At 58.8% G+C, this 12,337-nt stretch carries 11 protein-coding genes and 1 other RNA gene; 2 read left to right on the forward strand and 10 right to left on the reverse strand.

Going from position 1 to position 12,337, the window contains the following annotated elements; all coding sequences use genetic code 11:
• The first annotated feature begins 150 nt into the window (after positions 1–150).
• A complete protein-coding gene (locus E7002_RS01920) occupies positions 151–2,043 on the forward strand; it encodes an MFS transporter (protein WP_303727236.1) in 1,893 nt (630 codons plus the stop codon).
• Between the two features lie 88 nt (positions 2,044–2,131).
• On the opposite strand, the gene E7002_RS01925 is transcribed toward E7002_RS01920, so the two are convergent.
• From E7002_RS01925 to E7002_RS01955, 7 genes are all read right to left on the reverse strand, one after another.
• Positions 2,132–3,157: an alcohol dehydrogenase catalytic domain-containing protein gene (locus tag E7002_RS01925; protein WP_303727237.1), complete on the reverse strand. Its 1,026-nt coding sequence runs from the start codon at positions 3,155–3,157 to the stop codon at positions 2,132–2,134.
• Complete coding sequence (locus E7002_RS01930; protein ID WP_303727238.1) at positions 3,150–3,875, reverse strand: 2-C-methyl-D-erythritol 4-phosphate cytidylyltransferase; 726 nt, start codon at positions 3,873–3,875, stop codon at positions 3,150–3,152. Before E7002_RS01930 ends, E7002_RS01925 begins: the two co-directional genes overlap by 8 nt.
• A gap of 76 nt (positions 3,876–3,951) precedes the next feature.
• Positions 3,952–4,794, reverse strand: a complete 843-nt coding sequence (locus E7002_RS01935; protein ID WP_303727239.1) for an ABC transporter ATP-binding protein — start codon at positions 4,792–4,794, stop codon at positions 3,952–3,954.
• On the reverse strand, positions 4,784–5,605 hold the full coding sequence (locus tag E7002_RS01940; protein WP_303727240.1) for an ABC transporter permease: 822 nt from the start codon (positions 5,603–5,605) through the stop codon (positions 4,784–4,786). Before E7002_RS01940 ends, E7002_RS01935 begins: the two co-directional genes overlap by 11 nt.
• Positions 5,606–5,706: 101 nt before the next feature.
• Positions 5,707–6,657, reverse strand: coding sequence for an LCP family protein (locus E7002_RS01945; RefSeq protein WP_303727241.1), 951 nt, complete (start codon positions 6,655–6,657; stop codon positions 5,707–5,709).
• A gap of 83 nt (positions 6,658–6,740) precedes the next feature.
• Positions 6,741–8,261, reverse strand: a complete 1,521-nt coding sequence (locus E7002_RS01950; RefSeq protein ID WP_303727242.1) for an LCP family protein — start codon at positions 8,259–8,261, stop codon at positions 6,741–6,743.
• A 108-nt stretch (positions 8,262–8,369) separates the two neighbouring features.
• Complete coding sequence (locus E7002_RS01955) at positions 8,370–9,359, reverse strand: glycosyltransferase (RefSeq protein WP_303727243.1); 990 nt, start codon at positions 9,357–9,359, stop codon at positions 8,370–8,372.
• Between the two features lie 235 nt (positions 9,360–9,594).
• On the opposite strand from E7002_RS01955, the gene ssrS reads away from it, so the two are divergent.
• Positions 9,595–9,772, forward strand: a non-coding RNA gene (gene ssrS / locus E7002_RS01960) — 6S RNA.
• 53 nt (positions 9,773–9,825) lie between these two features.
• On the opposite strand, the gene E7002_RS01965 is transcribed toward ssrS, so the two are convergent.
• From E7002_RS01965 to E7002_RS01975, 3 genes are all read right to left on the reverse strand, one after another.
• Positions 9,826–10,095 (reverse strand): hypothetical protein, encoded by a 270-nt coding sequence (locus tag E7002_RS01965; protein ID WP_066661161.1) that lies wholly within the window; start codon positions 10,093–10,095, stop codon positions 9,826–9,828.
• Positions 10,096–10,101: 6 nt separating this feature from the next.
• Positions 10,102–10,983 (reverse strand): homocysteine S-methyltransferase family protein, encoded by an 882-nt coding sequence (locus E7002_RS01970; RefSeq protein WP_303727244.1) that lies wholly within the window; start codon positions 10,981–10,983, stop codon positions 10,102–10,104.
• Between the two features lie 532 nt (positions 10,984–11,515).
• Positions 11,516–12,328 carry a UTP--glucose-1-phosphate uridylyltransferase gene (locus E7002_RS01975; protein WP_303727245.1) on the reverse strand — a complete coding sequence of 271 codons (813 nt, stop codon included), beginning with the start codon at positions 12,326–12,328 and terminating at the stop codon, positions 11,516–11,518.
• Positions 12,329–12,337 lie beyond the last annotated feature (9 nt).

The following is a 12,337-nucleotide window of genomic DNA, read 5'->3' on the forward strand; positions in this document are numbered from 1 at the left end:
CTCTGATACACTGATATGCGCAGTGAGCAGCGACCATGCGTAAGCCCAGCTGCCGCGCGTGCATATTCCCACCTACAAGCGAATAGCATCGCCGCAACCGCAATGCGGCATAGAACAGTGCCGCATCTTGCACAACGAGAAAGGTTAGGCATGCCCACAAGCAATACGAACACACCCGGCTCTTCTTCCGCCGTCCCCTTCCTGGTCGTACTATACGCAGGAGCCTTCCTCGGAGGCTTCAACGAGAACCTCCTCAATATGGCCCTCGTGCCCATCATGGGCGAGTACGGCATCGACTCGGCCACATCGCAATGGCTCGTAAGCGGCTACATGATCGTGGCCACGCTAGTGGTAAGCTGCATGGCGTTCCTCTTCCGCCGCGTTCCCCTCAAGGCGCTCTTCTACAGCGCCGTAGCCTGCACGGCAGCTGGATCCATCCTTGGCATCGTATCCTCCAGCTTCGCCATGCTGCTATGCGCCCGCCTCGTTCAGGCATTGGGCAGCGGCATATTCATTCCGCTGATGATAAACAGCGTCCTTGTCGTAAGCCCCCGCAATCGCATCGCCACGTTCGTCGCCATCGGCAGTTGCACGATCACGTTCGGTCCCGCGCTCGCACCCGTCGTAACGGGAGGCCTCGTGTCGGCCCTGGGCTGGCACAGCGTATTTCTCATCCCCATTCTGACTTCCATCGTCATTGCCCTACTCGGCATCCCGTTCGTACGCAACCTGCAGACGGTACGGGAAAACCTGGATATCCCCTCCGTCGCACTTTCCGCGACGTTGCTCACGTCGCTTACATACGGGCTCGCAGAACTCACGATCAACGCAGTAATCGCAGGAGTCGCGCTCGTCATCGCGGTCGCCTCGATTGCGCTATTCGCCTGGCGGCAAGTACGCTGCGAGCATCCGCTCATCGATCTTGCGCCCCTGCGCATGCGATCGTTTTGGCCCACGGTCATTCTCACCACCATTGCCATGATGAGCAGCTTCTCGCTTTCGGTCATGTTGCCCCAGTACTTCGAAGGGGCGCTGGGCATGGAAGCCTTCGCCGCCGGCATGGTAATCCTCGTCCCCGTGCTCGCGAATGCCCTATGCACGATATTCGCCGGACGCGCCATGGATACCTTCGGAGAGTGGCCACTCATCCCCGCGGGATTTGCCGTAACGCTCGTCGGCTTCGTCTTGGCATCGATCGTAAGCTCGCAGCAATCGGTAGAGTCGATGTTCATGGCGGCGCTTGTCGCGCTCATCGGCATCGGCATGGTCTTTTCTCCCTCGCAAACATCAGGCCTGCGAACGCTCCCGCCAGAACTCAACCCCTTCGGAGTCGCGCTCAATACGACCTTCCTGCAGATTGCCGCATGCATTGGGCCTTCGCTCTACATGGGAATCCTTTCCTCGACGCAGGCAGCCGCCGCAGCACAGGGCATCCCCGACGCCCTAGCCGTTGCCGAGGGCTTCCGCATAGCAATGCTCGTGGGCGCAGGCATCGCCACGGTGGGCCTTGCCATCGCCGTCCCCCATTCGCTCGCCGCGCGCAAGCGCATCACGGCGCAAAGGCAGCAAGCGGAACACACGCCCGCCGCATCCTCGGTCTTGGGCAGCATCATGAACACGGAGGTATACAGCCTTACCCCAAACATCCCCGTACGCAAGGCGATGCGCAGCCTGATCGAGCATCATGTTAGCGGGATGCCCCTTGTTGACGAAAACGGAAAGCTCGTCGGATTCGTCTCCGATGGCGACATCATGCGGTTCCTCGCCGACAAGCACCCCGCCATTAGCGGCCCCTACACCTTCATGGAAGCCGTGAACAGCCAAAGCGTCGACGAACGTCTACACGAGCTGCTAGAACTGCCCGTAAGCGCCATCGCCACCGATCACGTCATCACCATTTCGGCAGGCTCATCGCTCAAGGAGGCATGCGGCTTGCTCGCCCAGTACAAGCTCAAGAAGATACCCGTAACCGAAAACGGCAAGATAGCCGGCATGCTCAGTCGCTCCGACGTCATGCGTTACGCCATGGAATCGGCCCTGTAGCGCCCTACAACACGAGTGCACATGCAACGGCGCCACACTCCCCTCGGGAATGCGGCGCCGTTTTCGCATATGGTTCACGAACTAAGCGCTACATATTCCAACGCATGATGGTCTTGCCCATGGGCTTACGCGCATCGGCGTCGAACGCATGCGCGATATCGCGAATGGACGCGACGTCGTTCACCGTGCCCACCAGGGACTCCAGGTAACTGGCAATCTGCGGATGCTCGCGGTACAGCTGCAGCGTGCGCTCGAAATCCAAGCGACCGCTCCGGCTGCTGCCAAACATGCGCAGGCCCTTTTCCAGCACCATGCGCGTATTCACGGGAACGGGGTTCTCGGAAACGCCCATGAGGGAAATGGTTCCCTCGGGCTTGATGGTATCGATGATCTGCCCAATGGCCGACGCTGCCCCATCACCGCCGCAGCACTCGAAGGCGTGGTCGATGAGCGGCGCATTCGCCGCATCGGTGGTAAGAAACGTCTGGTCCACGAACGTAAAGTCGGCAAGCTTGTAGGCATTGCGCCCAAACACCACGATGTTCATGTTGGGATACATGGAACGCAAGACGAGCGACACGATGAAGCCCACGTTGCCATCGCCCCATACGCCCACCGTCTCGCGACGCACATGGGCAATTTCGCCAAACCGCGAAACCGCATGAACGGCAACGCTCACCAGTTCGGTAAACGCCGCCACTTCATCGGAGATGGAATCAGGAAGCGCAATGACGCGAGAAGTGGGCAGCACAACCAGTTCCTGCATGAAGCCATCGTATCCGCTGCCGCAGAACTGGCTGCTGCGAAGGTAGTTTTCCTTGATGACGTCATCGGTCTCCACGGGGTTGTTCGGCAGCATAACGACGCGCTGACCAGGCTCGAACATACCATTCGAACTCCAAGCCACACGACCAATTCCCTCATGGATAAGGGCCATGGGCAGTTTCTTCGCCATGGCGCGCGCGGAACGGCGCCCCTGAAAGTAGCGCTGATCTGCATTGCAGATGGAAAGGTGCGTAGGACGCACGACGACATCTTCGGGGCCAACCGCCACATCGACCTGCACGGGCTCGATGGTGCGCGGCGAAACCAGGCGATACACGCAATTAAGCATGATGCCCCTCTTCTTCCTGTTCCATCATGGCGCGGGCTATGCGCATGTCGCTGGTATACGTGAGCTTGATGTTACTCTCGCTGCCACGGACCATGGCAACCTTTTCGCCCTTCAGAACGAACACCTTGCACGCATCGGTGAGAATGGCCTTTTCGTCGTCGGTAAGCTCCAGGAAGAGCTTCTTCAGGCGCTTGGCATTGAAGGACTGGGGCGTCTGGCCCTGATAGTATTCCGCGCGATTCGGAATGGAGGCAATCATGCTGGAGTCGACGCTATGGACGATGGTGTCGGTGGCGGGAATCACCGTATCGCAAGCACCATACTCGCGCGCTGCAGCGATGTTCTCCACGATGATGCGGTAATCGACAAAGGGGCGCACGGCATCGTGCGTGACGATAATGGTGTCGTCGTCCATACCATACGTCTTCTCGATATGGCCGACGGCGTTCATGATGGTATCGTTGCGCTCGGCGCCGCCCGCCACGATGTCAATGCGATGCTGGAATGTACCCAGGTAGCGGCTCACGATATCCTGCGTCTGCTGCAGCCACGTTGCCGGAGACAGCACGATGATCTTCTGAAACTCGTCGACCAGGCAAAACTTCTCGATGGTGTGCACGATTACCGGGCGATCGCCCATCATCCAAAACTGCTTGGGCTTGTTGGGGTTGCCCATACGGGTGCCCGAACCGCCTGCGAGAATTGCCGCGTAAACCATTACGTCCTCTATCTATCGAATGCGTATCGTCTAAAAACCAACGAGCGCGGGCTACCCCGCGCTCCCCCTACGTGTTTTACGCTGATGCGTTTGGCGCGCTTTTGCCATTGTCGGGCAGCTGAATGATTTCGTTGTTGTAGTAATCGACAGCGTCCTCGATGTCACCATCGTACATCATTTTGCCCTGTTCCAGAACAATGCCCCTCGTGCAGAATTCCTGAGCAGCCTTGGACTCGTGCGTCACGAACATGATGGTCACGTCTTTGTTCGACATGATGTCGGACATGCGCTCGATGCACTTCGCGCGGAACTTGCGATCGCCCACGGAAAGAGCCTCGTCGACTACGAGGATGTCGGGCTCGATGGTGGCAGCCAACGCAAAGCCCAGGCGGGCCTTCATGCCGCTCGAATACATCTTCATGGGCTGGTCAATGTAGATGCCCAGTTCCGCGAACTCGACGATTTGCTCTTCCACCTCGTGGAACTCCGCCTTGGTCATGCCCAGCACCTGGCTGCGAAGCGCCAGGTTCTCGCGACCCGTAAGCTGACCATCGAAGCCGGCGTTCAGCTCGAGCAGAGCGCTCACCCGGCCGTTCACGGTGATGGTGCCACTCGTGGGGTGGCTTACGCCTGTAATCATCTTCAGAGCGGTGGACTTGCCAGCACCATTGCGACCGACCAACGCTACGGCCTCGCCCTTCTTCACCTCGAAGGACAAATCGTCATTGGCATTCACCACGCCCACCAAGGAGCGCGACCTCGTATTGAAGATGCCCAGGAAGCGGCTGCGTTCGTTCTTGTACAGCTTGTACTGCTTGGTAACGTGCTCGAAGCGGATGGCGGTCTCATCGCTGGTGGTCTTGTGCGCATCACGTACGAGGCGCACCTGATGAAGCTTTTCCTCGGCGCTAGAGGGCATCGGACACCTCCTCGTTGAAGTGGCGATACACCAGAACCATCACGACAAGCGTTACCACGAAGACGATGCAGAAGCATCCAAAGAAGACCGGGTCTTCCCAGAACCAGACCTTTTCGCAGAGCGCATCGCGAAATGCGGTAACGAAGAACGTGATGGGATTGAACAGCATGATGTCGGCCGCCCAGCCGAAGCCCGCAGGGCCCAGAATCTGCATGTTGAACAGGATGCCCGAAAGCCAGAAGAACGGGTTGTTCAACGCCTTCATGAGCTGGCCGAAGTCCTTGCTCATGCCCGAGAGCTGCGAGTTCATGATGGAAACCATATTCCAGAACACCGACATGAGCACAAGCAGGATGGGAACCTGAATGAGGTAGATATCCCAAGGCATGCCATACGCCGTATAGATGACCATGAGGATCACGAACAGCACCGAATTGATGAGCAAGGTGGAAAGCGTATACAACGTGGAAATGCCGCTGAGCGGAAACTTCACCTTGTTGACCAGGTACGGATACCTATGCAGTACGTCGGAACCGGTATTGGTCATGTCGGACATGAAGAACCACGGGATAAGGCCCGCAACGAGCCACACGAAGTACGGATACGCCCCCGACGTGGTGCTGCTTGCGCGCAAGCCAATTTCAAGAGCAAACCAGAAAACGACAACGAAGACGATGGGCTTGATGGCGAGCCACGCCCATCCGAGCACGGCGCCACGCGCGCGCTTCTTCAGTTCGAAGACAGCGAGATGGCCAATTTGCGTACGCCATTCCCAGTTGTCCTTCAGGATATTGGTGAGTGTCTTTATCAATCTGTGTCCATCCAGCTAATGCAACCCGGTAAGTCTACCACACAACGGCGCAACCCACACGCGTCTTCGCTGATGAGACGGCTTGCGGACTGCGCATTGCGTTAGTTGACGTTCTTGGGGGCGATAACGGTGGCAGGATCGCCGCCAGCATCCACCACGGCCATGAGCTCGGCCCACGCTTCCTCGTCGCGCGGGATAAGCCAGATGTCGTTCACGATGCTGCCCTGATACGGGCCGCTCGTGGAATCAAACGTGATGGAGCCACTGTTATTGCAGAAGTTCTCGACCAGCTTCGCGAGTACTTCAGAATCCATGTTGGTATTGGTGAGCGCGGAAACGAACACGGGCACGACGGCGCTCGCCTGATCGGCGGGCATCTGGCTCACCTTGGTGATGAGCTTCTGCAGAACCTGGCGGTCCTGCGTCTGGCGAATGGCCTCCATGTCGTCGCCGTACGCCTTGCGCACGCGAGCGTACACCAGGGCCTCGTTGCCGTTCAGATGCTGGTCGCCTTCTTCGACGGTGATCTTGTTGCCCGTGATGATGTCGGTGAGGGAAATGGTCATGGGCACGGTAACGTCGACGCCGTCGATGTCGTTAACGAAGTCGACGAAGCCCACAAAGCCCATGTCGAGGTAGTACGAGATCTTCACGCCCGTAAGGTCCTCGGCAGCCTGAACGGTGCCCTCGATACCGTAATACTGATACGCCTGGTCGAACTTCGTATCGGTGCCGTTGATGTTCGTGGTGGTATCGCGCGGAATGGTAACTATGGTGATGTGATACGTCGTGGGGTCGACACGCACCAGCATGACGGTATCGGACTGGTTCTCCTTCTCCGCCTCGATGGTGCCCGTACGGCTATCGTCGCCCACCACGAGCACGTAGAACGGTTCGGTGGGAACAACCACTTCGGGCTTGCTATCCGACACATTCGAAGTTGGCTCTTCCTGAGTGGTCTCCTGCTTCGAGCAGAAGCACCCCGACAAGCCAAATACGCCAAGGCAAAGAGCCAGGGCAAGCGCTAGCGCTTTCGCAACATTCCTCTTCATTTCCCCTATTCCTTTCCCATTTCAACGAACGGGACCCATGCGACGCAAACCCTGCATTGCGCCAGCCCCGCGCGTCTATCCTCTTAGGAGACCGTCACTTCCTCCGTAGATCCTGGCAGCGTGACCACGTCGCCCGAATAGCTTACGGAAGAGGGGTCGCCCCCGGAATTCACAACCTGCATGAGCTTCGACCACCCCGTGGGGTCATCGTAGCAGAACCAGAGGCCACCCATGGCGGAATCATAATCGCCCGCCGAGGGACCGCTTCCGCTGTACATGGTAACGCCGCCATTGAATGCCAGGGCAAGCTGAAGCAGCTCCTGGCTATTGAGGTCGGTTCCCACGCACGAGGCAATCTTCATGATGGTGCCGGGGAGCTCGGTGGCCGACTTCGACTGAATCTTCGTGACGATGGCACCCACAATCTGACGAACGGCCTTCTGCCTGTTGGATTCCTCGTCGGAGGCGTAATCGTGGCGGGCGCGCGCGAAGATGAGCGCTTCCTGCCCGTTGAGCGTCTGCTCGCCAGCTTCCACCGTGACCTGCTCGCCCGTAAGCGCGTCAGCATAGGAAACGGTAGTGGGCACGTTCACGTCGATGCCGCCAAGGGAATCGATGAGCTCCTCGAACTGGGCAAAGCGAATCTCGGCATAATGGCTGATGTTCACGCCGGTAATGCCCTCGACCGCCTTGATGCTCGTGGCGGCGCCACCTTCCTGGTAGGCCTGGTCGAGCTTCACGGTATTGCCCGAGCTGTCCGTCCATGCGGTATCACGCGGAATGGACACGAGCGTGACCTGCTTGTTCGTGGTATCTACGCGCGCCAGGATGATCACGTCGGACGCATTGGTGGTGTTATACGATTCCGTAGACGAGCCTTCGCGCGAATCGCTGCCCAGAAGGAGCACGTAGAAGGGCTCGTCCATGGCCGTGTCGGTAAGCGCGGCGTTCACGCCATCGGCATCGTCGAGCTTCATGGCGCTATCAATGGAACTCATGTACCAGGCGAACGCCGCCCCCGCAAGCAGCAGCAGGGCCAAGATGACGCCCAGGACGATAAGGGCGATCTTCTTGCCGCGCTTCATCTTGCGCTTGCCAATAGTGCCCGTGGTAGAGGGCATGCTCGCATGGGAGCCATACGCCTCGCCAGCGCCCTTGGCATGCCGGCCGTGGACGGGCTGGTCTTGTGCAGCCCGGGAATAGCCCTGATAGTTGTATGCGTTCTGGGGAGCGCCGCCCATGGCCGCCTGATAGGCGTTCTGCTGGGCCTGGCGCGTATAGGGGTTGTACTGACCCTGCTGGGCATTCTGACGACGTGCGCTGGAAGCGTAGTCGTAAGGCTGGCCCTGCGTGTTATTCGTATACGGGTTCCTGCCGTACTGGGGCTGGCCGTAGGGATTCTGGGAATACGGGCTCTGGACATTCGCCGGACGACCATACGCCTGATGCGGCTGGGCATATCCGCCATTCTGGTACGCGGAATAGCCGCCATTCGCGCCATACGCCCCATTGCCGTACCCACCATAGGGGTTCTGGGCGTAGGGATTGCCCTGCATTCGATTGGCGCCACGCGGCACGTTGTAATCTTTCTTCTTGCGACTCACTGATTACCTCTTGCTATCTACGCCATACATAAGCATTTAGAGTACCCCATAACGGGCGTAGCCTACCCGCGAACGCAGGCGTTTGCGGCCATTAAACATAAGTGACAGCTAGGCGATTTCGTCGGGAAAGCGATTGCAAAACTCCTGCGCATCGCTCATGAGGAGCTGGGCGTTTTCCGCATCGGACGCGGGCAGCAGCGACAGGTCGAGCATGCCCTCCTCGCGGGCATCGACCATCTCGCGCGCCCACTGCTGGGCAAACGCCAGGTGGTTGTCGTCGGAAATGCGATTGTAGTTCCACTTGTAGCCATTCCAGCGCGCCGCGTTCAGGGCCGGAGCGAAGGCGCGATACGCGTCCTGGCCACGGTTCCTTAGGAAATCAAACGTACGCTGGTATTCGTAGCAAACCTGGAACACCTTGGCGGACGACTTAGAGGAGCTTGCCTGGTTATCGATGCGGTAATGCAGGTAGCCCTGGCGAAGAAGCACGACGCGCGGAGCGGCGATCCAGCACTGGTGGGCGAACGAAGCGTCCTGGAACGAGGCACCTGGCGTCTGGCTGAAGCTAATTCCCTGCCCCAAGATGAAGTCGCGGCGATACAAACCCGCCCAAATGCTCGGCGTGGTGTTCACGATAGCGGGGTTATCGGCCGGGCAAAACGGCTTGTTGTAGGAAAACTGGCCATAGACCACGGCCAGGGGATCGCGCCACGAGCCTTCGCTATGCTCGCGGTAATTCGCCTTCACCACGCTGGCGCCATAGCGCTCGGCAGACTTCACGTACGCAGCGAACGCACGTTTGGAAACGAAGTCGTCGGGTTCGACGATGCCGATGTACTCACCACGCGCAGCGGCAAGACCCTGGTTCATGGAATCGCCGTAGCCGGTGTTCTGCTTGTCGATGATGCGCACGCGCGCATCCTTCGCGGAATAGGAACGCATGATATCCAGCGAGGAATCGGTAGAACCGTCGTTGATGCAGATGATTTCGATGTCCTTCAGCGTCTGGCCTACGAGCGAATCGAGGCACGTTCCGAGGTACGTTTCCGTGTTGTATATGGGCACGAGGATGGAGACCTTGGGAGCAGTCTGCGTCATCTGCGGCATTCCTTTCGTTGGCGAATTCCGCAATATGATAGCGTATCGCGATGGAGGTTGCGTCCTGGTGCGGAAGAAGGCATGACGCGTCGACCGAAAATGGCAGAAAGCAGATTTCGATAGTAACGTTTTCCTGGGGAAACGCCTTAAAGGATATCGCGCGTATGCCATTACTTCACCACATTACGGAGAAGATATCAAGCCTTTATTTCGGCGCTCAAGATGCTATATTCTATCTAGGCTTCACCTTCGATCCCCGTAATATTGCGATGGACCGATGCATTTTGTTAGGGAGCTCTAGATTGCTTGCGGAATGGAGATTCGCGCCTGTTGGCGCGAAAGCCAGGAAACAAGCTGCGGGCACCCACCTTTCTGAGGTGGGTTCATCCTTAGGGCGGGGGTGAGGCTTTATGCGGGCAGGCCATACGGTCTGCCCGCCTCTCGTTTCAGGGGCGAACGCTACGCCCTACTCCACCGTTCCGTACACCTGCCCCCACGCATGGCCGGAAATTGCGGAATTCAGCTGGTCGCACAAGCGCTCGCGCGTATAGTAGCCCGGCGGCAGCAGCGAGACGATCTCTTGCAAATCGGCGGGAAGGTCGTAGGATTCCACCAACACGACCACGTCCATGCGGCTCACCATATCGGTGTGCCTGTATAGCTCGGAAACCACGCGCTGCAGGGCGCCGTAATCGTCGCTGCGGTTGATATTGCTAATGGGCTGGCGAATGGCCATACGCGCCTACCTTACGCAGTCGAGGCCAGCCACGGAAGCAGCAAGCGCGCCCGTGTAAGCCGGCGTGGCCTTGCCCGTCGCACGCAGGAACTGAGCGCCAGCGGCACGCAGGTCGCGCGCAATGACAACCATGCCATCGGGCGAATCGAAGGGGCCGGGGTTGAGCGTCGCTCGACGCGCGGGAGGCTCGGGCACATCGAACTGTACCAGCAGCGGCAGCGGCGTGGCATCGGCGACGCGACGAGCCAGCGAGCACAGAACCTCGGGCGCGGCAGAGGCACGGAAGCCGAACACGTCGGCTTCGAACTCCATGGCCAAGCGTGCTGCATCCTCAATGTTTTCGCGACCGCCCGCGAACGTGCCGTCTTCGGCGGCATCCACCGACACGAGCACCGGCGTGGAGCATTCCTTGCGAATGCCCATGAGCGCGCAACGGATGTCGTCTAGGCTAGCCATGCCGTCTAGGAAGAAGGCATCGACACCCTCCTCCCCCAACACCGTGGCCGCACGGGCGTACTGATCGCGATTTGCCACGAGCGAAGACTTGCTGGAAGGGTCGATGGGCAGGCCAGTAGCACCAATCTTTGCGATAAGATGCTGGGGCTTGAATGCCGAGGCAATGCGCAACGCCGCCTGGGCAATTTCGGCATCCTTTTCCGAAGCGCGCACGTGAGCCAGACGGGCACGCGTGATGGCACCCGTGGGAGCAACCAGACAAGGCGCGCCCGTGGCCAGCTGCAGGCGCAAGGTCTCCTCGACCACTTCGGGCTCGATGACAGGAAGCAGGATTTGCTGCGCTTCGTCGAACCCCTGAATTCCAAACGCATGGGATAGCGAACCGGAAAGGACGAGCATGTCTTTGTGGAAGCGCAATTGGATATCCGCCATGATGTTCCTCACTATTCGATGGCCATGCATGCCACGAAGCGCAGCTGGCCGAAAAATCGTTCATGTAAGTATACCGCCCCAACCCCGCAGCGCCCCGGTAAATGGAACGCGCACCAACTGAGCTACGCAATGAAATTGGGGGCGCCATGGCAGGCAGCGCGTCGTTTGTAACGCCCTTGGGGTAGGCCTGTTACTATCCCGATACGCGATTCATAAAACGCGCACGCCCAGGTCGTGGTTTCTGCATTCCCGCATTTTATAATTGGTTCATCAAACGAAAGGTATCCCTCCTAAAGTTTGAAGCTGTCCGGTTCTCCCTCCTCCCTAACCTACCGGGCAGCGGGTGCGTAAGCACCATCCCTCCTTGCAGGCCCGAGCCCACTCCCTTACTGGCTCGGGCCATTCTCTTTTTCCAAGCCCTATCGATTGCCCGAAACCCTCGCAACGCAATGACCCATGAACGCAATGAAGGCATAAAAAACAAGGCCCCACCGATTGGCGGAGCCTTGCGAGCAAGCTATGAAACCAGCAACTAGCCGTTCTTGCGAGCGTAGAGGCGGTTGTTCGTGTCGAGCCACGTAGCAACGGTGCCCGTATCGAAGCCCTCGTCGTCGCTGATGACCATGGCATACATTTCCTCTTCGGCCAGCACAGCATCGAGAGCGTCGGTAAGCTGGATTTCGTTACCCGCACCCGGCTTCACGGTTGCAAGGAGCTCCATAACGCGCGGAGAAAGCAGGTAACGACCGAACACGGTGAGGTTCGAAGGGGCTTCCTCTACGGGAGGCTTCTCCACCAGGCCATTGACCTTCCAAACGCCCTCGGAGATTTCCACGCCATCGATAACGCCAAAGCGGCTTACCTGATCGTCGGGCACGGGAAGCACCGCGATGACACTTGCGCCATTGTGCTCGTCGGAGATGGCCTTCATGCGGTTGAGCATGTCGTTGCCAGGAACGATAACGTCACCCAACAACACGAAGAAGGGCTCGTCACCCGTCTTTTCGGCAGCGCAACGCACGGCATGGCCCAGGCCCAGGGGCTCGTCCTGGTAGACGAAGCTCACGGGCAGATTGCCCGCATGATGCACGGCTTCGGCGTAGGCCTTCTTGCCGCGACCCACCAAGGTTTCCTCGAGCTGGGGATCGGGAGCGAAGTGATCTTCGATTGCCTTCTTCTCGCGACTGTTGATGATAACCACTTCATCGGCGCCGGAGGCCAGGCCTTCCTCGACGACGTACTGGATTACCGGACGGTCGACGACGAGCAGCATTTCCTTCGGAACCGCCTTGGTGGCAGGCAGAAAACGCGTACCCATGCCAGCTGCAGGAATAAGAGCCTTCATGTAACGAAC

The organism is Denitrobacterium detoxificans (assembly GCF_015062615.1).
In the GTDB taxonomy this organism is placed as follows: Bacteria; Actinomycetota; Coriobacteriia; order Coriobacteriales; family Eggerthellaceae; genus Denitrobacterium; species Denitrobacterium detoxificans_A.

Coding starts and splice junctions, on each gene's coding strand:
- E7002_RS01970 (WP_303727244.1), bottom strand. CDS start 10,983: ATGGCGGATATCCAATTGCGCTTCCACAAAGACATGCTCGTCCTTTCC.
- E7002_RS01945 (WP_303727241.1), bottom strand. CDS start 6,657: ATGAAGAGGAATGTTGCGAAAGCGCTAGCGCTTGCCCTGGCTCTTTGC.
- E7002_RS01920 (WP_303727236.1), top strand. CDS start 151: ATGCCCACAAGCAATACGAACACACCCGGCTCTTCTTCCGCCGTCCCC.
- E7002_RS01955 (WP_303727243.1), bottom strand. CDS start 9,359: ATGACGCAGACTGCTCCCAAGGTCTCCATCCTCGTGCCCATATACAAC.
- E7002_RS01930 (WP_303727238.1), bottom strand. CDS start 3,875: ATGGTTTACGCGGCAATTCTCGCAGGCGGTTCGGGCACCCGTATGGGC.
- E7002_RS01925 (WP_303727237.1), bottom strand. CDS start 3,157: ATGCTTAATTGCGTGTATCGCCTGGTTTCGCCGCGCACCATCGAGCCC.
- E7002_RS01935 (WP_303727239.1), bottom strand. CDS start 4,794: ATGCCCTCTAGCGCCGAGGAAAAGCTTCATCAGGTGCGCCTCGTACGT.
- E7002_RS01975 (WP_303727245.1), bottom strand. CDS start 12,328: ATGAAGGCTCTTATTCCTGCAGCTGGCATGGGTACGCGTTTTCTGCCT.
- E7002_RS01965 (WP_066661161.1), bottom strand. CDS start 10,095: ATGGCCATTCGCCAGCCCATTAGCAATATCAACCGCAGCGACGATTAC.